This window comes from Buttiauxella sp. (assembly GCF_049686335.1).
Lineage (GTDB): Bacteria > Pseudomonadota > Gammaproteobacteria > Enterobacterales > Enterobacteriaceae > Buttiauxella.
The window spans coordinates 372,457-394,775 of the sequence record NZ_JBAVHX010000010.1 but is presented as its reverse complement, the minus strand read 5'-3'; the positions used below and the strand labels follow the sequence as shown (position 1 = coordinate 394,775).

Genomic DNA, 22,319 nt, shown 5'->3' with positions numbered 1-22,319 from the left:
GTCTTACGCGACTATACCCCTTCAACGTGAAGGATGATGGGGATAATTTCAGCGCTAATGTTTTTCCAACTATATAAACTACCATTTCCCGGTTGCTCGTGGAATCCATTAGCGATGTTCAATTGATAAGAAATGGGGCTTAAATCAATAATCTCAAGCCTCAGCATCCCTTTCGGCTATTTCCTCATCTTCTTGTGGCGGTGGCGATAACGGACCGCACAGTTTCTGAGCAAGCCAGGTTGCCAATGTTATCAACACCCAGGAGATGAGCGTGGCCACGACTAAGTCACGTGGCCAGTGCATTCCGAGCACTAATCGGCTACCCATCACGCCCGTCGCCCATACTAATAACAAGGCAATCGTCCAGGTACGTCGACGAGGCCACAGCAGTCCGACACCTAATAATGCCCAGCTCGCAGCAAACATTGTATGCCCTGAAGGGAAGGCAAAACCGGTCTCTTTTTGCCAGTGTTGACGTAACCACCCTGGTATTTCCTGCTGGGACTCAAGCTGGTTTTTTACCAACTCGCTACGCTGCTTACGTTTTAAATTGTAGAACTCATCTGTCGGAATATGTTGAGTTTTTTCAAGCCATACCACGAAAGGACGAGGTTCTTGCACTTTATCTTTAATGACGGATTTAACGCCCTGCCCAACAAGAATAGCCGCGCCGAGTATCGCAAACAGCATTAATGCCGCTTTTAGGCGAAACCTCAGACACCATAAGAACCAGCCACATAGCAAAACATGGGTAATGATGCCCCAGGGCTGGGTCACGGTTTCCGTCACCCAATACATCATTTTGAGCCAACTCCCCTGCGCCCCCGGAACCCACTGCCAACCTGAGATCCATATGGCTAAAGGCATCACCAGCAGTAATCCTGCCCCCATTGTTGTTCGTTTTGCTATTGCTCGCATTGCTTATCCTTATGCTATTTGAATCTCAAGGATACCCGATAAACCGCACAGAAGGGAAAACAGGGCGTCTAACAACGCGTAAAACCAGGAGTCTGCCCAGTCAATTAGGCGAAGTGGTCGGCGTTGTGGCAAACTAAGCAGTAGAAATTAAACAAGCCAGTCAGCTGGCAGGCACCCAGAGTGCCACGATAAGTACCTGGAGAATCACATGCAGCTTAAACGTGTGGCAGAGGCCAAACTGCCAACCCCATGGGGCGATTTCCTGATGGTGGGCTTTGAAGAACTGGCAACCGGGCAAGACCACGTTGCTCTGGTTTTTGGTGATATTAACGGAAATGATTCTGTTCTTGCGCGTGTACATTCAGAGTGTCTGACGGGGGATGCCCTGTTCAGCCTGCGCTGCGACTGTGGCTTTCAGCTTGAAGCGGCGTTAAGCCAAATTGCCGAAGAAGGTCGTGGCGTGTTGTTGTATCACCGTCAGGAAGGTCGCAATATTGGTCTGCTTAATAAAATCCGCGCCTACGCCTTGCAAGACAAAGGCTACGACACGGTGGAAGCCAACCACCAACTCGGTTTTGCCGCCGATGAACGTGACTTCACTCTATGCGCCGATATGTTTAAGTTATTAGGTATTGATGCCGTTCGCTTGCTGACCAATAATCCACGCAAAGTGGAAATTCTTAGCGAAGCGGGAATTAACATCATTGAACGTGTGCCGTTGATCGTGGGTCGTAACCCGAAGAACGCACATTATCTGGATACGAAAGCGGCCAAAATGGGCCACTTGCTGTCTAAAGATTGAGTATTTTCCTCCCCCATTGCTGGGGGAGGATTTTCACTAATTGAGCATATTGCGTATCACATAATGCAAAATGCCGTCATTTTTGAAGTAGGTCAGTTCATTGCCAGTATCTATACGGCAACGACACGCAATCACCTCTTTGCGACCGTCCGCAAACGTCAGTGAAACAGGCACCGTAACGCCCGGTTTAAGGTCGTTCAGGCCGCTGATATCAATAAACTCCTCACCTGTCAGACCTAACGTTTTACGCGTCACACCTTCAGGGAACTCCAGTGGAAGAATACCCATACCAATCAGATTAGAACGGTGAATACGTTCGAAGGACTCCGCAATGACCACGCGAACGCCTAATAGACGTGGGCCTTTTGCTGCCCAGTCACGGCTGGAACCCGAGCCATATTCTTTCCCGGCAAATACCGCCAATGGAATACCTTTATCCCGATAACGCATCGCGGCATCATAAATCGAAATCACTTCGTCACCCGGCAGCATGCGCGTCATGCCACCTTCCACTCCCGGCACCATTTCGTTGCGGATGCGGATGTTGGCAAATGTCCCGCGCATCATCACTTCATGGTTACCACGACGCGAACCGTAGGAGTTAAACTCTTTACGTTCAACCCCATGATTTTGCAGATAACGTCCCGCTGGGCTGTCGGGTTTAATGCTCCCTGCCGGAGAGATGTGGTCAGTGGTGACGGAATCACCCAGCATTGCCAACACCCGCGCACCATGGATGTCCTGCAGCGGTTTTGGCGTGGCTTCCATATCATCAAAGAATGGAGACAGACGAATGTAGGTGGAGTCACTCTGCCAACCATAAGTATCTGAACGCGCTACTTCAATGTTGCGCCATTCCGGTGTGCCTTCGAAGACTTCCGCATACTCTTTGCGGAACATTGCGGTCGTCACTTGCTCAACGGCGCGGGCAATTTCCTGGCTACTCGGCCAAATATCTTTGAGATAAACCGGATCGCCCTTTTTATCATGTCCCAGCGGGTCGGTGGTCAGATTAACATTCATGTTCCCTGCCAGCGCATAAGCCACCACCAGCGGCGGTGAAGCAAGCCAGTTTGTTTTCACCAGCGGATGTATGCGTCCTTCAAAGTTACGGTTACCGGAAAGCACCGCGCCGACGGTGAGGTCGCCCTTCTTGATGGCTTGTTCAATAGGATCAGGCAGCGGGCCTGAGTTACCAATACAAGTCGTACAGCCATAACCCACCAGATTAAAACCAAGTGCGTCGAGATAAGGCGTTAATCCGGCTTTTGCCAGATAGTCAGAAACGACTTTGGAGCCCGGCGCTAAAGACGCTTTCACCCACGGCTGGCGTTTCAATCCTAACGTTACGGCTTTTTTGGCCAGTAGTCCGGCGGCCATCAGGACACTTGGGTTCGAGGTATTGGTGCAGGAGGTAATGGCGGAAATAACCACCGCACCATCTGGTAACTGATACTCATGCCCGGCCATCGTATAGTTAACCGGAGCCCGATCTTTATGCGTCGTATTGAGTTCGAGTTCGTTGCTCGCGTTAAACGCTTTCGGCACGTCACCCAGCGAGACACGGTCTTGCGGACGTTTTGGCCCAGCCAGACTTGCCTCGACCTCGTTCATATCCAGTGCCAGAGTGCTGGTAAACACCGGTTCATCCCCAGTATTTCGCCACATCCCCTGCACTTTCGCATAGGCTTCGACCAGTGCGATTTGCTCTTCGCTGCGCCCGCTCAGACGCATGTAATCCAGCGTTACGGCATCAATCGGGAAGAAACCACAGGTCGCGCCATATTCAGGCGCCATATTTGCAATAGTGGCACGGTCGGCCAGCGGTAAAGTGTCGAGGCCGTCACCATAAAATTCGACAAATTTTCCTACCACACCATGCTTACGCAGCATTTGCGTGACCGTGAGCACCAGGTCTGTCGCGGTAATGCCTTCACGCAACTTGCCATCAAGTTTAAAGCCCACGACATCCGGGATAAGCATGGAAACCGGTTGGCCTAACATGGCGGCTTCAGCTTCAATCCCCCCGACGCCCCAGCCTAATACGCCAAGGCCGTTTATCATCGTGGTATGCGAATCCGTCCCGACCAGCGTATCCGGATAGGCGACCAGCTCATCGCCCTGCATTTCGCTCCACACCGCTTTACCTAAATACTCCAGGTTAACCTGGTGGCAAATCCCGGTTCCTGGCGGCACCACACTAAAGCGGCTGAATGCCTGCTGGCCCCAGCGCAAGAAAACATAGCGTTCGTGGTTGCGTTCCATCTCGAGGCGTACGTTTTCCTCGAAAGCATCGTTATCACCGAAATGATCGACGGTTACGGAGTGGTCGATAACAAGATCGACGGGTGAAAGCGGATTAACTTTGGCGACATCGCCACCAAGACGTTTTACCGCCTCACGCATCGCGGCTAAATCCACGACGGCAGGTACACCGGTAAAATCCTGCATCAGTACACGTGCGGGGCGATAGGCAATTTCACGATCGGCATGGGCATTTTTCAGCCAGCCGGCCAACGCATGAATATCTTCTTGAGTAACGGAGTTTTCATCCTGCCAGCGCAGCAGGTTCTCAAGCAGAACTTTTAACGACTTGGGTAAACGGGTGATATCCCCAAGTTCCTTTGCAGCCAGCGGCAAACTGTAATAGTGATAGGTTTTATTCAGCGCCTGTAGAGTGTCCTTACTGGCCTCGCGTAGGGTTAACGACATAGCTCCTCCTTCAATTTCTTAGGATAGCGGTATCCCGGATGAAGATCAGGGACAGTATTAAAGATAACACAAAGATGTCGTAACGATTTGATAACAACCCGAATTGATAAATCAGAAGGTGTAAAGCAGAGGAATTGAGGGATTTACACCCCGGCAGCAGGCCAGGGTGTCAGGAATAATTAGTTTGCCAGCATCCAGACCATTTGCGCCCAAAAAACGAACGAAACGGTAAATACGCTCAGCCACGACCAGTACTTGACGCTACAGGGAATATTCATAAGCCACTCTCTTTTGGGATAACCACTTTAATAAAAACACCGGGACTGAGGACAAACTCAGTCTGGTTGGATATTGCTGTGTGTAGTGATTACTTAAGAGTGAGCGATTAGTCACAATTAATTAAAAAATGTGATTAACAGCAAGTTAAATAAAGGTGAACGAAAAGAATAATTATTGTTTTATATGATCGTCTGTTGAAAACAGTTCGATGAACTCTTTTTGTTGTTTAGTCAGTTGCCATGACTCCGGGATCTGAACGTCGTCAGACTTCGCTTCTTGCTGCGGTTTTTCATCTTGTTGACGTACAGTTTTCTGTGCTTGCATCTGTGTCAGGGACGTCATATTTACCCCCAATAAAGCCACGCTGCTAGCGCAACGACTAGCCAAAACAGGCCTGATACGAGAAATACCGCTACCCAGGCTTTACGTTTTAGCCCTGATTCCATCTGCGGTTCTTCACTTCCAGAAGGCATTGCTAACCTCATACAATCGGCACCACTTATTATAAACACCAGAACAATCGGTAAAATTAATCGTCTACTGGGATTAATCCTAAAGAAACTCTAGTACAAAAGCCAGAGAAATTGCGTACTCATTGCAGGAAAAGATTTAATCTTTTGACCTCAAATAAATAATTGAAAGATTAAATTTGCAGGGTGGTTAATTATTATCTACGTTTGTCTCTTAATTGAGACAGATTAACCACTTATTGTTCGTGGTTAATTAAAATCTGGCGGGATATTAATTATCAGGCGGATTGAAACATATTCTTAAGTGCAAATGAGAAGAGGTATCTTTCCACTGGGAAAAGATACCTGGAGATATTATTTCGCGGGTAACTTAATATCTTTAAACATCGCTTCAATATCTTCGTTAGAACGCAATGCTACGGCAGTATCAACAACATCACGCGTCAGATGTGGCGCGAAACGCTGAATGAAATCATACATGTAGCTGCGCAAGAAGGTGCTACGACGGAAACCAATTTTGGTGGTGCTGTGGCTGAAAACGCCCTGTGCTTCAATACGCACCAGATCCGGGTCTGAGACAGGATCCACCGCCATGCTGGCGATAACCCCCACCCCTAACCCTAAACGCACATACGTTTTAATCACGTCAGCATCGGTTGCCGTAAACACGATACGCGGCGTTAATCCGGCGCGATTAAATGCCGTGTCTAATTCGGAGCGCCCGGTAAAGCCAAAGGTGTACGTGACTAACGGATATTGCGCCAGCTCTTCAATGGAGACGGACTCTTTTGAGGCTAACGGATGGTCTGGGGTCACGACAATCGAACGGTTCCAGTGATAACACGGCAACATCACCAGGTCATCGTAAAGATGTAACGCTTCGGTCGCTATCGCAAAGTCAGCATTGCCCTTCGATACCGCTTCTGCAATTTGCGTCGGCGAACCCTGATGCATATGCAGCGATACGCGAGGATAGCGCTCAATAAACCCTTTAATCACATTAGGCAGTGCGTAACGCGCTTGTGTGTGGGTCGTGGCGACGTATAAAGAACCTTTGTCAGGCCAGGTGTGCTCACCGGCGACCGACTTAATCGCATCAACCTTAGACAGCACTTCACGGGCAATCCGGATTATCTCCTGCCCGGCAGGCGTTACTTGCGTCAGGTGTTTGCCGCTACGCGCAAAGATCTGAATACCCAGTTCGTCTTCCAACATACGAACTTGCTTACTGATCCCCGGTTGTGAAGTGTAAAGCCCTTCTGCCGTCGACGAGACGTTGAGGTTGTGATTGACCACCTCTACGATATAACGAAGTTGCTGTAGTTTCATGGCGTTCCATCCGCAGTAAAAACAGCCCCGACACAAACTACGGCGGGGATTCAGACAAGGTTAAATTCACTCCAGCCACTATATCAGTTATATCATCTATGTATAGTTTGAAAGAAAAAATAATAATCAGGTTATATAAGAAGATATAAAAAAGCCGGAGCACAGGCCCCGGCTTTTCATGTTAAAGAGAGTTACTTCTTCCCTTCAACCCACTTGCCATCCACAAAGAACGCAGACCAACCGGTCGCTTTGCCTTCTTTTTCGGAAGAAACATACTGCTGCTTCGTCTTACGGCTAAAGCGTACAACCGCTTTATTGCCTTCAGCATCTTGCTGCGGCGCATCAGCCAGATAACGCAGTTTTTCTGGCAGGCGGTCGCGGAAGCGGTAAAGCTCTTCAACCAGTGGCGCACGTGTTTCACGAGATTTAGGGAAAGTGTTTGCCGCAAGGAAAACACCCGCCGCGCCATCACGCAGAACAAAGTAAGCGTCAGACTTCTCGCATGGTAATTCTGGTAACGGAACCGGATCTTCCTTCGGAGGAGCCACATCGCCATTACGCAGGATCTTACGGGTATTTTTACAATCATCGTTGGTACATGCCATGTACTTACCGAAACGCCCCATTTTCAGGTGCATTTCAGAACCACATTTCTCACACTCAACGATTGGACCGTCATAACCTTTGATGCGGAACTCACCCTCTTCGATCTCGTAGCCATCACAGGTTGGGTTATTACCACAAACGTGAAGTTTACGTTTCGGATCAATCAGGTAGCTGTCCATCGCGGTACCGCATTTAGTACAGCGACGTTTCGCACGCAGTGCGTTAGTTTCCGCATCATCCCCTTCAAGGACGTTGAGAACTTCGTTTTCCGGCACCAGGTTAATGGTAGTTTTGCAGCGCTCTTTGACTGGCAATGCGTAGCCGGAGCAACCGAGGAACACGCCAGTACTGGCGGTACGGATACCCATTTGACGGCTACATGTTGGACAATCGATGCTGGTCAGAACCATTTGGTTTGGACGCATTCCGCCTTCTTCCGGATCCAGTTCAGCTTTACCAAGCTGTTCACTGAAATCGCTGAAGAAATTATCCAGCACCCCTTTCCACTCGGCTTGATTATTCGCCACCTGGTCAAGGCTGCTTTCCATCTGCGCGGTGAAATCGTAGTTCATCAGCTCGCGGAAGTTTTCTTCCAGGCGATCGGTAACAATTTCACCCATTTTTTCAGCGTAGAAACGGCGGTTTTCTACACGCACATAACCACGATCCTGGATGGTGGAAATGATCGATGCGTAGGTAGAAGGACGGCCAATGCCACGTTTTTCTAACTCTTTAACCAACGACGCTTCGCTAAAACGAGCCGGTGGTTTAGTAAAGTGCTGCCCTGGTACGACTTCAACCAGCGCCAGTTCTTCACCCTGCTCAACGGCAGGCAAGGTACGGTCTTCGTCGCCCTTACGCAGCGCAGGCATGACTTTAGTCCAGCCATCAAAACGCAGCGTACGGCCACGCGTTTTAAGGCGGAAATCACCCGCTTGTACCGTTAAGGTGGTGGAATCATATTGCGCTGGCGTCATCTGACAGGCAACAAACTGACGCCAGATCAGCTGGTACAGTTTTTGCGCGTCAGCTTCCATATCTTTGAGCGACTCGGCAACGACAACCACGTCAGAAGGACGAATCGCTTCGTGCGCTTCTTGCGAGTTTTCTTTGCTCGAGTACTGGTTCGCGGCAGCAGGAAGATATTTCTTACCGAAATTCTCTTCGATATAGCCACGCACCATACTCACTGCATCATGGCTCAAGTTAGTTGAGTCGGTACGCATGTAAGTGATGTGACCCGCTTCATACAGACGCTGAGCCATCATCATGGTTTTCTTCACACCAAAACCAAGACGAGTACTCGCAGCCTGCTGCAACGTGGAAGTAATAAACGGCGCACCAGGTTTACTGCTGGTCGGTTTATCTTCACGCTCAAGTACGGAGTAACGCGCTTTTTCCAGCTCGCTAACCGCTGACATGGTCTGCTCGCGGTTAACCGGACGGAAAGGTTTGTCTTTATGGTGGCTGACCTGAACCGGCAGGCTATCACCTTTCGGTGTGGTCAGATTCGCATCAACTTCCCAGTATTCTTCTGGAACGAACGCTTTAATTTCGCGTTCGCGGTCAACAACCAGACGCACCGCAACAGACTGTACGCGACCAGCAGATAAACCACGGGCAATCTTCTTCCACAGCAGAGGCGACACCATGTAACCCACGACGCGGTCCATAAAACGACGCGCTTGCTGTGCGTTAACACGGTCGATATTCAGTTCGCCCGGCTTTTCAAATGCCTGTTGAATGGCATTTTTAGTAATTTCGTTAAACACCACGCGGCTATAACGGGTGTCATCACCACCGATAACTTCCCGCAGGTGCCATGCAATGGCTTCCCCTTCGCGGTCAAGGTCGGTTGCGAGATAGATATGGTCGGCTTTTTCAGCCAGTGATTTCAGTTCTGAAACCACCTTTTCTTTACCAGGCAGCACTTCGTATTGTGCTTCCCAGTTGTGCCATGGATCGACACCCATACGGTTTACGAGCGCGCCGCGTTCATCCTTTTTGACCTTTTTGGTCCCTTTGGTGGAGGCGGAGTCAGCGCTCTTCTTGGTGGTTGATCCACTGGTCGGCAAATCGCGGATGTGACCGACGCTGGACTTAACCACGTAGTCATTACCGAGATATTTGTTGATCGTTTTGGCTTTTGCCGGGGACTCAACGATGACGAGAGCTTTACCCATATTCACCTTACCTAATGTAATTCTTCCAGGAAACATCGCACGTTAGTGACACCTTCCACTGGCGACTCGCTTTTCTATATTGCGACAGCGTCAATGGATATCAACTCTTTTTTATCACCAGCCAGATTGCGCCAACATGCGCAGGTGATTGAGATAACGAGTCTTTCACGACGGTGACATAGCACGACGTATGTTTGGTTGAATGTCAAGCAATTCCGTTGCCAGATTTGCGAAAGCGTCACACTCTACCTGATAAAATGAGTTAAGCAACTTTATTAGCATGCAACTTCGATTCCCGCCAGAACAGTAAACTGATTAATTCACCCGAGGTTTACAGGGAAATATTGCCCTTTGCAGTATAGCGGAAGTACACTACCGCCAGTTTTTAAAGGAGGAAATTATGAAACCAACCACTCAACCTATCGATAAACAATCGCTACTCGTTGAAGCCAACAAAGTCATCCGCGAACATGAAGACTTCATGCACGGAATGGAAGCAACGGACGTAGAGCAAAAAAACGGGGTGCTGGTGTTCAAAGGTGAATACTTCCTTGATGAGCAAGGCTTGCCGACCGGGAAAAGCACCGCGATTTTTAATATGTTTAAGCATCTTGCGCATGTATTTGCAGATAAATATCACCTGCAAGATTAAAGAAAAAAACGAGGCCAAATGGCCTCGTTTTTGTTTCCCGTTTTAACTGGCTTACAGCAGCGGTTTTTCACCACGTTGCCACCAGCGCATCAGCAGATTATCAACGCTATTAGCCGCGCTACCCGTAAAACGATCCATCATTTTTTTGCGGCGTGTGTAGTGAACGTTAATCACTTCATGGTTTTTCATCAGGCTGATCAGTAAATCATCACTGGTGCTTACCGCATCAATCAGGCCTTTCTCCAGCGCTTGCGTCCCGTACCAGTGCTCACCTGTCGCCACGGAATCAATATCCAGCGTTGGGCGCATGTCATGCACAAACTGTTTAAAAAGCAGATGCGTTTCGTTCAGATCCTCACGGAACTTCTCACGCCCCTGTTCAGTGTTTTCACCAAACAGCGTCAATGTGCGCTTGTACTGCCCGGCGGTATGAAGCTCTACATCTATATCATTACGTTTGAGCAGGCGGTGGAAGTTTGGCACCTGTGCGACGACGCCTATAGAACCAATAATAGAAAATGGTGCGGCAACAATTTTGTCTGCCACACACGCCATCATATACCCCCCGCTGGCGGCGACTTTATCCACCGCGACCGTCAGACGCACTTTGTTATCACGCAGCCGCTGTAATTGCGAAGCCGCAAGCCCATAACCATGCACTACACCACCCGGACTTTCCAGTCGCAGCAGGACTTCATCTTCAGGTTTCACCACGGCTAATACGGCAGTGATCTCTTCACGCAAGGAAGTCACTTCGTGGGCATCCATACTTCCTTTAAAATCCAGTACATAAAGCGTTGGTTTATCGGAAATAACCTTTTCACCCCGTTTCGCTCGTGCTTTAGCCTGTTTTGCTTCGAGTTTGTGTTTTTTCTTCTCAGCTTTATGCCAGATTTTTTGCTGGTGACTGTCGAGTCTTGCCACCTGCATTTCTTCCTGCATTTCCTGGTACTGTTCACTTAAATTAGTGAGATGTAACTCCCCACGCTGATGTTTTTTACGTCCAGCCACATTCACGATAATCGTGACAAGAATGCCAATAGCAGCCACGACAGTGACGATTTTTGCCAAAAACAGCCCATAGTTTGCAATTAGATCCACGCTTTCCGCCTTCCATTCAGAGCATTAAATATCTATCGCCCAGTGTAACCGAGCACTGATTCCACGTCTGCAACCAACTATAAATGCTGCGAGGCGCATTCCTGAACGTCTTTAGCAAAATGAAACTTTTGCAAAATGTTAATCAAAGGTATTGTCTCCTGTTGCCTGATTGAAATAACCAGCCCTTTCAGGCATAAAGCCTAAAGGCTACGTAAATCGAAGCATTTCTGAGAATTAAGACGCGAGCATTGCATCGCGCGAGGAGTTGAAAGTGCACTATCAACCGAAAACTGACTTACTACAAAATCGCATCATTTTAGTGACTGGTGCCACTGATGGCATCGGTCGTGAAGCCGCCTTAACCTATGCGCGTTATGGGGCAAGCCTGGTATTGCTAGGTCGTAATGAAGAAAAATTACGTACCACGGCCAATGAGATAAATACCCGCTACGGCTGCCAGTCGCATTGGTTCGTGCTGGATTTTGCCACCGCCACACATGAAGATTGTCAGCAGCTGGCACACAAACTGTCGGCGCTAATTCCGCGTCTGGATGGCGTTTTGCACAATGCAGGGATCCTCGGCGATATCCGGCCAATGGATGAGCAAGATCCGCAAACCTGGCAGAACGTCATGCAGGTAAATGTGAACGTCACCTTTTTCCTCACCCAGGCACTCCTTCCTTTATTACTGAAGTCAGATTCAGGATCACTGGTGTTTACCAGCTCCAGTGTCGGCCGTCAGGGACGTGCCGGCTGGGGAGCTTATGCGGTATCAAAATTCGCCACTGAAGGCATGGTGCAGGTGCTGGCAGAGGAATATAAGCAACAGAATCTACGCGTGAACTGCATTAATCCAGGCGGAACACGTACTGCAATGCGCGCCAGTGCATTCCCAACCGAAAACCCCGAAAAGCTGAAAACGCCACGGGATTTAATGCCGCTTTATTTATGGCTGATGGGTGATGATAGTCGCCGTAAAACAGGCATGAGCTTTGACGCGCAACCTAACCGCAAACCAGGAATTTCTGAATGAGTGATGATCGTTATCAACAACGCCAGCAGCGACAAAAAGAGAAAGTAGACGCACGTGTGGCGGCAGCACAAGAAGAACGCGGCATTTTGATTGTGTTTACCGGAAACGGGAAAGGCAAAACTACCGCCGCCTTTGGCACTGCATCCCGCGCGGTTGGGCACGGTAAAAAAGTGGGTGTGATCCAGTTTATCAAAGGCCAGTGGCCGAATGGGGAACGTAACTTACTTGAACCCATGGGTGTCGAATTTCAGGTGATGGCGACGGGGTTTACCTGGGATACACAAAATCGTGAAACCGATACCGCCGCCTGCATGGAAGTGTGGCAGCATGCGAAGCGTATGCTCGCAGATAGCTCCCTCGATATGGTTATCCTGGACGAAATCACCTATATGGTGGCCTACGATTACTTAGCGCTCGAAGAGGTGTTGGCAGCACTGACACAACGTCCTGAGAAACAGACAGTGATCGTGACCGGGCGCGGATGTCATCGGGATATTCTTGAAGTGGCTGATACGGTCAGCGAATTACGACCGGTTAAGCATGCCTTTGATGCGGGTGTTAAAGCGCAAATCGGTATCGATTATTAAACAAAACCCCTCAGCTGAGGGGTTTTAATTTTTAGCTACTGCGTCCACCGCGGCGACCGCCGCCAGTAACCTGGGTATGGCGTTTCACCGCACGGCGAATCTGGTTCGCTTTCATGCGACGACGGTCTTTTTCGACCGCGACTTTACTTTCTGTCTCTTCTGGCAACTCTACCAATTTACGCAGGTAGTTAGTTGGAGCCAGGTCGAGTTCAGTGTAACCACCACGCGGCAGGCCTTTTGGCAGCTGAATGTCACCGTAACGCACACGGATCAAGCGGCTAACCTGCACACCAACAGCTTCCCAAAGACGGCGCACTTCACGGTTGCGGCCTTCAGTTAGCGTCACGTTGTACCATTGGTTAATACCTTCACCACCGGTGAACTTAATGGTTTTAAATGCCGCAGGACCATCTTCAAGCTGAACGCCAAGCGCCAGTTGTTTCACTTTATCTTCGTCAATCTGACCGAATACACGTACCGCATATTCGCGTTCAACTTCACGGCTTGGGTGCATCAGACGGTTTGCCAGTTCACCATCAGTGGTGAAAAGCAGCAGGCCACAAGTATTCACATCCAGACGACCAACTGCAATCCAGCGCGCACCGCGCAGTTTTGGTAAACGGTCAAATACCGTTGGACGACCTTCAGGGTCATTACGTGTACACAATTCGCCTTCTGGCTTGTAGTACGCCAGTACGCGGCAAATCTGTTCTGCGGATTCTTTAATCGAGATCAGGTGACCATCGATACGAATTTTCAGGGCATGAGTCACTTCAACACGGTCGCCCAGTGTGGCTACTTTGCCATCCACACTAACGCGGCCTGCGGAAATAATGGTTTCAATTTCACGGCGTGAACCGTGGCCGGCGCGTGCCAGGACTTTTTGTAACTTTTCGCTCTTATCGCTCATTGAGCTTCCTCGGGTGTCGCCTTCACAGGCGTCGAATTGGGATAATGGGGCAATCGGCCCCATTTTAGGCCGGACAGTATAGCGGTAGATGCTCTTATAAGAAAGGTTTAGCGTCACCCACGCCTTCGCGGATAACTACCGGTGCATCTTCGGTTAAATCCACAACGGTTGTCGGTTGCTGGCCTAGATAGCCACCGTGGATAACCAAATCGACAACCTTCTCGAGACGGTCTTTGATTTCTTCCGGATCTGACTCGGTAAACTCGCTGCCCGGTAGCATCAGCGACGTCGACAACATCGGCTCGTCCAGAACTTCCAACAGCGCCAATGCTATCGGATTGGAAGGAACGCGCAAACCGATGGTTTTACGCTTTTCCTGCAATAAACGACGCGGGACTTCTTTGGTGCCTTTCAGAATAAAGGTGTAATTACCCGGCGTGTTATTTTTGATTAAGCGGAACGCCACGTTATCGACAAATGCGTAGGTCGACAGCTCCGATAAATCACGGCACATCAAAGTGAAATTATGCCCATCAGGCAATTGACGGATGCGGCAAATGCGTTCCATTGCCGATTTATCTTCGATTTTACAGCCCAACGCGTAACCCGAATCAGTGGGGTAAACAATCACACCGCCCTTGCGAACAATTTCAACCGCCTGGTTAATCAGACGCTGCTGGGGGTTGTCGGGATGAATATAGAAAAATTGACTCATACTGCCCTCTCTTTTGCGATGTGGCCGTCTACTCGTCATACTTCAAGTTGTAGGGGCGTTGGCTGCACTCGCTCACCCCAGTCACTTACCTAAGTAAGCTCCAGGGATTTACTCCTTTGCCGCCTACCTGCAACTTGAATTATTTAGAGTATGTTATTCCCAATTCTGCCAGACAGGTTCTACACCTGCCGGTAGCCAGAGCTTGCGCCCAAGCTCAATCCACGCACACGGCATATGGAAATCTGAACCCTGCGATGCCAGCAAATTAAACTGCTGAGCATAGCTGGCAAGTTGGGTGCGCTCATTTGGCGCTTGCTGACACTGTGCAACTTCCATGGCATCACCCCCCCTTTCGGCAAACTGCGTCAGCAATCTTTTCAGCCATTTAGCCGTCAGGTCATAACGGCCGGGATGCGCCAGAACCGCCTGCCCGCCACAATGATGAATTACATCAATAGCTTGTTCTATTGTACACCACTGTGGCGGAACGTAACCGGTTTTCCCTTTTGCGAGATATTTCTTAAACACGTCCGCCATGGTATTGGCTTTGCCACACTCCACCAGGAACCGCGCGAAATGCCCGCGAGTCACTTCCCCGCCGTTGGCCAGACGCATCGCGCCCTCAAGCGCTCCCGGGATATGGGCCTTTTCGAGTCGTTCAGCAATTAATGCCGCACGTTGTAAACGGCGCTCACTTTGCTGAGCCAGAAACGCGGTCAGGTCCGGATGATGTTCATCAACACCTAAGCCGACGATATGGATTTCATGGTTTTCCCACAGAGTGGAGATCTCCACCCCGCTGATTAAACGCAATGGCAACTGGAGACGTGATATCTCTTCCCTTGCCGCAGCAATTCCGGCTACTGTGTCATGGTCCGTGATTGCCAGGATACCAACACGCATATCCACAGCACGTTGTACCAGCGCCTCGGGTGTTAGCAGGCCATCTGACGCAGTGGTATGGCTATGTAAGTCGTAAATCACCGCAAGTGTTGGTTCGCTCAAAATGGCTCCGGGTGTGCTAATAAAAGAAAAACGCCGCTCATGATAACGATTTTATCGATAACTCAAAAACGCTATTGACTTTGATTCATCGAACTAGTTAACTAGTACGCAAGTTCACACGAGAAAGGTATCTGAAAAATGAAAGCGATAATCCGCATGCACAGCTGGTGGCGTACTTCCTGAAAACGGGCAGTGTCATCGCTATGGCTGTTATTCAGCCCAGATACCAGGCCCGCCCAAAGCGGGCTTTTTTTTGAACAAAATATGAGAGCAAAAAATGCAAACACAAAAACCAGCGCTCGAACTCCTGATTAATGACGCGCCGTATCGGGATAACCCGACTGCCGTTTTCCACCAGCTTTGCGGTGCTCGTCCGGCAACGTTATTGCTCGAGTCAGCGGATATCGACAGCAAAAACGATTTGAAAAGCCTGCTGTTAGTCGACAGCGCGCTGCGTATTACCGCCCTGGGTGACACCGTCACTATTCAGGCACTTTCTGCGAATGGCGCATCGCTGCTTCCTCTACTTGATGCTGCACTGCCAGCTGGTGTTGATAATCAACACTCTCCACAGGGTCGTGTGCTGCGTTTCCCGGTGGTGAGCTCGCTACTGGATGAAGATGCGCGTCTGTGTTCACTGTCGGTATTTGACGCTTTCCGTTTGATGCAGGAACTGGTCACCGTGCCGGTAAACGAGCGCGAAGCGATGTTCTTCGGTGGCCTGTTTGCCTATGACCTGGTAGCAGGATTTGAAGATTTACCTAATCTGGTGCAAGACAATCGTTGTCCTGACTACTGTTTCTATCTGGCTGAAACGCTGCTGGTGATTGACCATCAGAAAAAACACACCCGCATTCAGGCAAGTTTGTTCACGCCATCAGCCACTGAAAAGCAGCGTTTGATTCAGCGTACAGAACAACTGATCAAACAGATGGAGCAAGAGCCTGCTGCATTGCCGGTGCAAAAAGTTGAGCGCATGACCTGCGAGTGCAACCAGAGCGATGAAGAATTTGGTGACGTCGTGCGTAAAATGCAAAAAGCGATTCGCATTGGTGAGATTTTCCAGGTTGTTCCATCGCGTCGTTTTTCACTGCCTTGCCCTTCTCCACTCGCCGCGTATCAGACGCTGAAAAAGAGCAACCCAAGCCCGTACATGTTCTTTATGCAGGACAACGATTTCACCCTGTTTGGTGCGTCGCCGGAAAGCTCGCTCAAATATGACGCTGATTCCCGCCAGATAGAAATCTACCCGATTGCCGGGACTCGCCCACGTGGCCGCCGCGCCGACGGTTCTTTAGATCGCGATCTCGATAGTCGTATCGAACTGGAAATGCGTACTGACCATAAAGAGATGTCCGAACATCTGATGTTGGTTGACCTGGCCCGTAACGACCTGGCGCGTATCTGCACCCCTGGTAGCCGTTATGTTGCCGATCTGACGAAAGTCGACCGCTACTCCTTTGTGATGCACCTGGTTTCTCGCGTGGTGGGTGAACTGCGCCACGACCTTGATGTGCTGCACGCTTATCGCGCTTGTATGAATATGGGCACCCTGAGTGGCGCACCAAAAGTTCGTGCGATGCAACTGATTGCCAAAGCCGAAGGCGTTCGTCGTGGCAGTTACGGCGGTGCTGTGGGCTATTTCACTGCACATGGTGACCTGGATACCTGCATCGTCATCCGCTCCGCCTACGTTGAAAATGGCATAGCCACTGTTCAGGCTGGCGCAGGCGTAGTCCTGGACTCCGTGCCGCAGTCAGAAGCAGATGAAACCCGCAACAAAGCCCGCGCTGTACTGCGCGCCATTGCCACCGCGCATCACGCACAGGAGATTTTCTGATGGCTGACATTCTGCTACTCGATAATATCGACTCGTTCACCTACAACCTGGCCGATCAGCTGCGCGCCAATGGTCACAATGTCGTTATTTATCGTAATCACGTTCCTGCGCAGACCTTAATTGAACGTCTTGCCACCATGGACAACCCAGTGCTGATGCTTTCTCCAGGCCCTGGCGCGCCAAGTGAAGCGGGTTGTATGCCAGAGCTGCTCACCCGTATGCGCGGCAAATTACCCATTATTGGTATTTGTCTGGGCCACCAGGCGATTGTAGAAGCGTACGGCGGTTATGTCGGCCAGGCGGGTGAAATCCTGCACGGTAAAGCGTCGATTATTTCCCATGATGGCGAGGCGATGTTCGCGGGTTTACCTAACCCACTGCCGGTTGCGCGTTACCATTCTTTGGTCGGCAGCAACATCCCGGCAGGTTTGACCATTAATGCTCACTTTGATGGCATGGTGATGGCGGTGCGTCACGACGCTGACCGTGTATGTGGTTTCCAGTTCCACCCGGAATCTATCCTGACCACCCATGGCGCACGTCTGCTTGAGCAAACCCTCGACTGGGCGTTACTGAAATTAAAGCAGGCCAACACCCTGCAACCGATTCTCGACAAACTTTACCAGGCACAAACCCTGAGTCGTGAAGAAAGCCACCAGCTTTTTGCTGCGATCGTGCGTGGCGAGCTGAAACCAGAACAACTGGCGGCCGCGCTGGTCAGTATGAAAGTGCGTGGTGAACATCCAAATGAAATCGCCGGTGCAGCCACTGCATTGCTTGAAGCCGCAGCACCATTCCCAAGCCCGGACTACCCGTTTGCTGACATCGTCGGCACCGGCGGTGACGGCAGCAACAGTATCAATATCTCCACCGCCAGCGCATTTGTTGCCGCAGCGGTTGGGTTGAAAGTCGCCAAACACGGTAATCGCAGCGTTTCCAGTAAATCCGGTTCATCCGACTTACTTGCAGCCTTCGGCATTAATCTGGAAATGAGCGCAGATGCCTCACGTAAAGCCCTCGATGATTTGGGTGTTTGCTTCCTGTTCGCACCGAAATACCACACCGGTTTCCGCCATGCGATGCCTGTACGCCAGCAGTTAAAAACGCGCACGCTGTTCAACGTGCTGGGGCCATTGATTAACCCGGCGCATCCGCAAATGGCGCTGATTGGTGTCTACAGTGCAGAACTGGTGTTGCCCATTGCAGAAACGCTGCGGGTGCTGGGGTATAAACGCGCGGCGGTGGTACACAGCGGTGGGATGGATGAAGTCTCTCTGCATGCCACCACCCAGGTTGCGGAGCTGCACGATGGGGAAATCAAAAGTTATCAACTCGAAGCCGCAGACTTTGGTCTGCCTGCTTATCATCAGGATCAGCTGGCAGGTGGCACGCCGGAAGAAAACCGTGACATTCTCACCCGCCTGTTACAAGGTAAAGGAGAGACCGCTCATGAGTCTGCAGTCGCGGCAAACGTCGCTATGCTGATGCGTCTGCATGGGCAAGAAGATCTTAAAGTGAATGCACAACGAGTGCTGGAAGTGTTGCGCAGTGGCGCGGCATATGACCGGGTAACAGCACTGGCAGGAAGAGGATAAGTCATGCAGGAAACCGTATTAAAGAAGATCGTCGATGATAAGGCGATATGGGTTGAAGCACGCAAGCAACAGCAACCCCTGGCAAGTTTCCAGAACAACATTGTACCGGCAACACGCAATTTTTATCACGCACTGCAAGGGGCCCGCACCGCTTTCATTCTGGAGTGCAAAAAAGCCTCTCCGTCTAAGGGCGTGATTCGCGATGATTTCGATCCGGCTCGCATTGCGGGCGTGTACAAACACTATGCTTCCGCGATTTCCGTTTTGACTGACGAGAAATATTTTCAGGGCAGCTTTGATTTTCTGCCAATTGTGAGCGGCATCGTCACGCAACCAGTGTTATGCAAAGACTTTATTATCGACGCGTATCAGATTCTGCTGGCCCGTTTTTATCAGGCCGATGCTTGCCTGTTGATGCTGTCGGTGCTCGATGACGAGCAGTATCGCCAGCTGGCGGCTGTAGCACACAGCCTCAACATGGGCGTGTTGACCGAAGTCAGTAATGAAGAAGAGCTGGAACGTGCCATTGAGCTGAAAGCCAAAGTCGTTGGCATCAACAACCGCGACCTGCGTGATTTATCCATTGATCTTGATCGAACACGCCAGTTAGCGCCTCGTCTGGGCCACGGCGTGACGGTCATCAGCGAATCCGGTATCAGCAACTACGGCCAAATCCGCGAACTGAGCCATTTTGCCAACGGCTTCCTGATTGGTTCAGCCTTAATGAGCGAGGACGATTTGAATGCTGCGGTGCGTCGCGTCACATTGGGCAGTAATAAAGTCTGCGGCCTGACGCGTGGGCAAGATGCTCGCTCGGCATTTGAAGCCGGTGCGATTTATGGCGGCCTGATTTTTGTTCCTGAGTCACCGCGTTTTGTCAGCGATGAAACCGCCGCTTCCGTTATCGAGGTCGCAGCGCTGAAATATGTAGGCGTTTTCCGCGACACGGCGATTAACGAAGTGGTGCAAAAAGCCACGCAGTTCTCCCTATGCGCCGTGCAACTGCATGGTGAAGAAAATCAGGTGTACATCGACGAACTTCGCTCCGCCCTTCCCGAAAAAGTGCAAATCTGGAAAGCACTGAGCGTAAAAGAGAGTTTACCTGCGCGTGATTTAAACCACGTCGACAAGTACCTGTTCGATAACGGTCAGGGCGGCAGCGGGCAACGTTTCGACTGGTCACTGCTGGCAGGTCAGGATCTGGAGAATGTGATTCTGGCGGGAGGTTTGGGTGCAGATAACTGCGTCGAGGCCGCTAAAACAGGCTGCGCAGGTTTAGATTTCAACTCAGGTGTCGAAAGCGCACCGGGTATCAAAGATGCTAACAAGCTGGCTGCCGTCTTCCAGACGCTGCGGGCTTACTAAGGAAAATATCATGACTTTACTTAATCCCTATTTTGGTGAGTTTGGCGGTATGTATGTGCCGCAAATCCTGATGCCTGCACTGCGCCAGTTGGAAGAAGCGTTCGTTGCAGCTCAAAGCGATGCAGAATTTCAGGCGGAGTTTAACGATCTACTGAAAAACTACGCAGGCCGCCCAACGGCGCTGACTAAATGCAGAAACCTGACTGCTGGCACGAAAACGACGCTCTATTTAAAACGTGAAGATTTACTGCACGGCGGCGCGCACAAAACTAACCAGGTGCTCGGCCAGGCGTTGTTAGCCAAAAAAATGGGTAAAACCGAAATCATCGCAGAAACCGGCGCGGGTCAACACGGCGTGGCGTCAGCATTAGCCAGCGCCCTGCTCGGCCTGAAATGCCGTATCTATATGGGTGCCAAAGACGTTGAGCGCCAGTCGCCAAACGTCTTCCGAATGCGTCTGATGGGTGCAGAAGTGATCCCGGTACACAGCGGTTCCGCCACCTTGAAAGATGCGTGTAACGAAGCGCTGCGCGACTGGTCTGGCAGCTACGATACCGCACACTATATGCTCGGTACCGCAGCAGGCCCGCACCCGTTCCCGACGATTGTGCGTGAGTTCCAGCGCATGATTGGCGAAGAAACCAAAGCGCAGATCCTTGAAAAAGAAGGCCGTCTGCCCGATGCAGTTATCGCCTGTGTGGGCGGTGGTTCCAATGCTATCGGCATGTTTGCTGATTTCATCGATGAAACCAACGTGGGTCTGATTGGTGTTGAACCGGCGGGTCACGGTATCGAAAGCGGTGAGCACGGTGCACCATTAAAACATGGTCGCGTGGGGATTTACTTCGGCATGAAATCGCCAATGATGCAAACCGACGAAGGCCAAATCGAAGAGTCCTATTCTATCTCTGCCGGTCTGGACTTCCCTTCTGTGGGGCCGCAGCATGCGCATCTTAACAGCATTGGCCGTGCGGAATATGTCTCGATTACCGATGACGAAGCACTGGAAGCGTTCAAAACGCTGTGCCGTAGTGAAGGGATTATCCCGGCGCTGGAATCTTCTCACGCCCTGGCGCACGCACTGAAAATGATCAAAGAAAATCCGGAAAAAGAACAACTGTTGGTGGTGAATCTCTCTGGCCGTGGTGACAAAGACATCTTCACTGTTCACGACATCCTTAAAGCACGAGGGGAAATTTAATGGAACGTTATCAACACGCATTTGAACAGTTACAAGCTCGCAAGGAAGGCGCTTTTGTTCCTTTTGTGACCCTTGGTGACCCGTCACCAGAACAGTCTTTAAAGATAATCGACACGCTGATTGAAGCCGGCGCTGACGCACTGGAACTGGGGATCCCTTTCTCCGACCCGCTCGCCGATGGCCCAACCATTCAGAACGCGGCATTGCGTGCATTTGCCGCAGGTGTGACACCAACACAGTGCTTTGAAATGCTGGCGGCAATCCGCCAGAAGCACCCGACTATTCCGATTGGTTTGCTGATGTACGCAAACCTGGTGTTTAGCCGCGGCATTGATGAGTTCTACGCGCTTTGCGCCAAAGTGGGTGTCGACTCCGTGCTGATTGCCGATGTCCCTGTCGAAGAGTCAGCGCCATTCCGTCTGGCAGCCATGCGTCACAACGTCGCCCCTATCTTCATTTGTCCACCGAATGCGGATGACGCGTTGCTGCGTGAAATCGCAACCCATGGCCGTGGATATACCTATCTGCTGTCGCGTGCGGGTGTGACCGGTGCCGAAACTCGCGCCCAGTTGCCACTGCATCATCTGGTCGAGAAGCTAACCGAGTTTGGTGCTGCGCCTTCTCTGCAAGGCTTTGGGATTTCCGAACCTTCGCAAGTTAAGGATGCGATTGACGCCGGTGCTGCGGGTGCCATTTCTGGTTCTGCCATCGTGAAGATTATTGAGAAGAACCTGGATAAACCTGATGTGATGCTCAGTGAGCTAAAAGCGTTTGTGCAGAGTTTGAAAGCCGCAACTATCGCCGCGTAAGTCCCATAAGGCCGGAGCCATTCCGGCCTTTTCTTCACAATTCATCCCGCCATGAAATAATTTCAGTTACGCGAAACCTCTCTTGATGGATATCGTGGTGTTCAGTGATTGGCGAACCTGTTCGTAGGTCGGATAAGCGCAGCGTCATCCGACACCTCTGATGTAAATGGTGGATGACGCTTACGCTTATCCACCCTACACAACCCG

The 22,319-nt window shown here is 50.6% G+C and carries 20 protein-coding genes and 1 other annotated feature; of the genes, 9 read left to right on the top strand and 11 right to left on the bottom strand.

Annotated features, from left to right (window positions below; all coding sequences use genetic code 11):
* Positions 1 to 153: 153 nt before the first annotated feature.
* Entirely contained in the window at positions 154 to 918 is a 765-nt protein-coding gene (gene pgpB / locus WBL83_RS10645; protein ID WP_424589110.1) for a phosphatidylglycerophosphatase B, read from the bottom strand.
* 208 nt (positions 919 to 1,126) lie between these two features.
* Between pgpB and ribA the strand changes: the two genes are divergently transcribed.
* A complete protein-coding gene (gene ribA / locus WBL83_RS10640; protein WP_424589109.1) occupies positions 1,127 to 1,720 on the top strand; it encodes a GTP cyclohydrolase II in 594 nt (197 codons plus the stop codon).
* A 36-nt stretch (positions 1,721 to 1,756) separates the two neighbouring features.
* Here ribA and acnA read toward each other — a convergent pair whose 3' ends face one another.
* The 6 genes from acnA to topA form a co-directional block, all read right to left on the bottom strand.
* Positions 1,757 to 4,432, bottom strand: coding sequence for an aconitate hydratase AcnA (gene acnA, locus WBL83_RS10635; RefSeq protein ID WP_424589108.1), 2,676 nt, complete (start codon positions 4,430 to 4,432; stop codon positions 1,757 to 1,759).
* Positions 4,433 to 4,611: 179 nt separating this feature from the next.
* On the bottom strand, positions 4,612 to 4,710 hold the full coding sequence (gene ymiC / locus WBL83_RS10630; protein ID WP_424589107.1) for a small membrane protein YmiC: 99 nt from the start codon (positions 4,708 to 4,710) through the stop codon (positions 4,612 to 4,614).
* Positions 4,711 to 4,882: 172 nt separating this feature from the next.
* Positions 4,883 to 5,053 carry a hypothetical protein gene (locus tag WBL83_RS10625; protein WP_424589106.1) on the bottom strand — a complete coding sequence of 57 codons (171 nt, stop codon included), beginning with the start codon at positions 5,051 to 5,053 and terminating at the stop codon, positions 4,883 to 4,885.
* Between the two features lie 2 nt (positions 5,054 to 5,055).
* Positions 5,056 to 5,184 (bottom strand): YmiA family putative membrane protein, encoded by a 129-nt coding sequence (locus tag WBL83_RS10620; RefSeq protein ID WP_424589105.1) that lies wholly within the window; start codon positions 5,182 to 5,184, stop codon positions 5,056 to 5,058.
* A gap of 351 nt (positions 5,185 to 5,535) precedes the next feature.
* A complete protein-coding gene (cysB, locus tag WBL83_RS10615; RefSeq protein WP_064546360.1) occupies positions 5,536 to 6,510 on the bottom strand; it encodes an HTH-type transcriptional regulator CysB in 975 nt (324 codons plus the stop codon).
* A 191-nt stretch (positions 6,511 to 6,701) separates the two neighbouring features.
* Positions 6,702 to 9,299 (bottom strand): type I DNA topoisomerase, encoded by a 2,598-nt coding sequence (topA, locus tag WBL83_RS10610; protein WP_424589104.1) that lies wholly within the window; start codon positions 9,297 to 9,299, stop codon positions 6,702 to 6,704.
* Between the two features lie 400 nt (positions 9,300 to 9,699).
* Between topA and WBL83_RS10605 the strand changes: the two genes are divergently transcribed.
* Positions 9,700 to 9,951 carry a YciN family protein gene (locus tag WBL83_RS10605; RefSeq protein ID WP_183269380.1) on the top strand — a complete coding sequence of 84 codons (252 nt, stop codon included), beginning with the start codon at positions 9,700 to 9,702 and terminating at the stop codon, positions 9,949 to 9,951.
* Between the two features lie 51 nt (positions 9,952 to 10,002).
* Here the strand turns inward: WBL83_RS10605 and sohB are convergent, their stop codons facing one another.
* Positions 10,003 to 11,052: a protease SohB gene (gene sohB / locus WBL83_RS10600; RefSeq protein WP_424589103.1), complete on the bottom strand. Its 1,050-nt coding sequence runs from the start codon at positions 11,050 to 11,052 to the stop codon at positions 10,003 to 10,005.
* 271 nt (positions 11,053 to 11,323) lie between these two features.
* Between sohB and WBL83_RS10595 the strand changes: the two genes are divergently transcribed.
* Together WBL83_RS10595 and cobO are read left to right on the top strand one after the other, a co-directional pair.
* A complete protein-coding gene (locus tag WBL83_RS10595) occupies positions 11,324 to 12,085 on the top strand; it encodes a YciK family oxidoreductase (protein WP_424589102.1) in 762 nt (253 codons plus the stop codon).
* Positions 12,082 to 12,672 (top strand): cob(I)yrinic acid a,c-diamide adenosyltransferase, encoded by a 591-nt coding sequence (gene cobO, locus WBL83_RS10590; protein ID WP_424589101.1) that lies wholly within the window; start codon positions 12,082 to 12,084, stop codon positions 12,670 to 12,672. The genes WBL83_RS10595 and cobO overlap by 4 nt, the downstream gene beginning before the upstream one ends.
* A 31-nt stretch (positions 12,673 to 12,703) precedes the next feature.
* Here cobO and rluB read toward each other — a convergent pair whose 3' ends face one another.
* The 3 genes from rluB to rnm all read right to left on the bottom strand — a co-directional run bounded on the left by rluB (position 12,704) and on the right by rnm (position 15,323).
* A complete protein-coding gene (gene rluB, locus WBL83_RS10585; protein WP_424589100.1) occupies positions 12,704 to 13,582 on the bottom strand; it encodes a 23S rRNA pseudouridine(2605) synthase RluB in 879 nt (292 codons plus the stop codon).
* 94 nt (positions 13,583 to 13,676) lie between these two features.
* On the bottom strand, positions 13,677 to 14,297 hold the full coding sequence (locus WBL83_RS10580; protein ID WP_424589099.1) for an L-threonylcarbamoyladenylate synthase: 621 nt from the start codon (positions 14,295 to 14,297) through the stop codon (positions 13,677 to 13,679).
* Positions 14,298 to 14,450: 153 nt separating this feature from the next.
* Positions 14,451 to 15,323: an RNase RNM gene (rnm, locus tag WBL83_RS10575; protein WP_424589370.1), complete on the bottom strand. Its 873-nt coding sequence runs from the start codon at positions 15,321 to 15,323 to the stop codon at positions 14,451 to 14,453.
* Between the two features lie 138 nt (positions 15,324 to 15,461).
* Positions 15,462 to 15,557: a sequence feature (Trp leader region), on the top strand.
* Between the two features lie 22 nt (positions 15,558 to 15,579).
* Here rnm and WBL83_RS10570 point away from each other — a divergent pair.
* From WBL83_RS10570 to trpA, 5 genes are read left to right on the top strand one after another with little or no spacing between them, the layout of a single operon-like run.
* Complete coding sequence (locus WBL83_RS10570; RefSeq protein WP_424589098.1) at positions 15,580 to 17,142, top strand: anthranilate synthase component 1; 1,563 nt, start codon at positions 15,580 to 15,582, stop codon at positions 17,140 to 17,142.
* The gene (gene trpD, locus WBL83_RS10565) at positions 17,142 to 18,737 is read left to right on the top strand and encodes a bifunctional anthranilate synthase glutamate amidotransferase component TrpG/anthranilate phosphoribosyltransferase TrpD (RefSeq protein ID WP_424589097.1); all 1,596 of its coding nucleotides are present in this window, start codon (positions 17,142 to 17,144) and stop codon (positions 18,735 to 18,737) included. The genes WBL83_RS10570 and trpD overlap by 1 nt, the downstream gene beginning before the upstream one ends.
* Positions 18,738 to 18,740: 3 nt before the next feature.
* Positions 18,741 to 20,102 carry a bifunctional indole-3-glycerol-phosphate synthase TrpC/phosphoribosylanthranilate isomerase TrpF gene (trpCF, locus tag WBL83_RS10560; RefSeq protein ID WP_424589096.1) on the top strand — a complete coding sequence of 454 codons (1,362 nt, stop codon included), beginning with the start codon at positions 18,741 to 18,743 and terminating at the stop codon, positions 20,100 to 20,102.
* Positions 20,103 to 20,109: 7 nt separating this feature from the next.
* On the top strand, positions 20,110 to 21,303 hold the full coding sequence (gene trpB, locus WBL83_RS10555) for a tryptophan synthase subunit beta (protein WP_424589369.1): 1,194 nt from the start codon (positions 20,110 to 20,112) through the stop codon (positions 21,301 to 21,303).
* Positions 21,303 to 22,112 carry a tryptophan synthase subunit alpha gene (trpA, locus tag WBL83_RS10550; RefSeq protein WP_424589095.1) on the top strand — a complete coding sequence of 270 codons (810 nt, stop codon included), beginning with the start codon at positions 21,303 to 21,305 and terminating at the stop codon, positions 22,110 to 22,112. Before trpB ends, trpA begins: the two co-directional genes overlap by 1 nt.
* The last annotated feature ends 207 nt before the right edge of the window (positions 22,113 to 22,319 follow it).

What these genes read in the sequence shown, in the direction of transcription:
- pgpB (WP_424589110.1), bottom strand. Translation starts at nt 918, where the DNA reads ATGCGAGCAATAGCAAAACGAACAACAATGGGGGCAGGATTACTGCTG.
- ribA (WP_424589109.1), top strand. Translation starts at nt 1,127, where the DNA reads ATGCAGCTTAAACGTGTGGCAGAGGCCAAACTGCCAACCCCATGGGGC.
- acnA (WP_424589108.1), bottom strand. Translation starts at nt 4,432, where the DNA reads ATGTCGTTAACCCTACGCGAGGCCAGTAAGGACACTCTACAGGCGCTG.
- ymiC (WP_424589107.1), bottom strand. Translation starts at nt 4,710, where the DNA reads ATGAATATTCCCTGTAGCGTCAAGTACTGGTCGTGGCTGAGCGTATTT.
- WBL83_RS10625 (WP_424589106.1), bottom strand. Translation starts at nt 5,053, where the DNA reads ATGACGTCCCTGACACAGATGCAAGCACAGAAAACTGTACGTCAACAA.
- WBL83_RS10620 (WP_424589105.1), bottom strand. Translation starts at nt 5,184, where the DNA reads ATGCCTTCTGGAAGTGAAGAACCGCAGATGGAATCAGGGCTAAAACGT.
- cysB (WP_064546360.1), bottom strand. Translation starts at nt 6,510, where the DNA reads ATGAAACTACAGCAACTTCGTTATATCGTAGAGGTGGTCAATCACAAC.
- topA (WP_424589104.1), bottom strand. Translation starts at nt 9,299, where the DNA reads ATGGGTAAAGCTCTCGTCATCGTTGAGTCCCCGGCAAAAGCCAAAACG.
- WBL83_RS10605 (WP_183269380.1), top strand. Translation starts at nt 9,700, where the DNA reads ATGAAACCAACCACTCAACCTATCGATAAACAATCGCTACTCGTTGAA.
- cobO (WP_424589101.1), top strand. Translation starts at nt 12,082, where the DNA reads ATGAGTGATGATCGTTATCAACAACGCCAGCAGCGACAAAAAGAGAAA.
- rluB (WP_424589100.1), bottom strand. Translation starts at nt 13,582, where the DNA reads ATGAGCGATAAGAGCGAAAAGTTACAAAAAGTCCTGGCACGCGCCGGC.
- WBL83_RS10580 (WP_424589099.1), bottom strand. Translation starts at nt 14,297, where the DNA reads ATGAGTCAATTTTTCTATATTCATCCCGACAACCCCCAGCAGCGTCTG.
- WBL83_RS10570 (WP_424589098.1), top strand. Translation starts at nt 15,580, where the DNA reads ATGCAAACACAAAAACCAGCGCTCGAACTCCTGATTAATGACGCGCCG.
- trpD (WP_424589097.1), top strand. Translation starts at nt 17,142, where the DNA reads ATGGCTGACATTCTGCTACTCGATAATATCGACTCGTTCACCTACAAC.
- trpCF (WP_424589096.1), top strand. Translation starts at nt 18,741, where the DNA reads ATGCAGGAAACCGTATTAAAGAAGATCGTCGATGATAAGGCGATATGG.
- trpA (WP_424589095.1), top strand. Translation starts at nt 21,303, where the DNA reads ATGGAACGTTATCAACACGCATTTGAACAGTTACAAGCTCGCAAGGAA.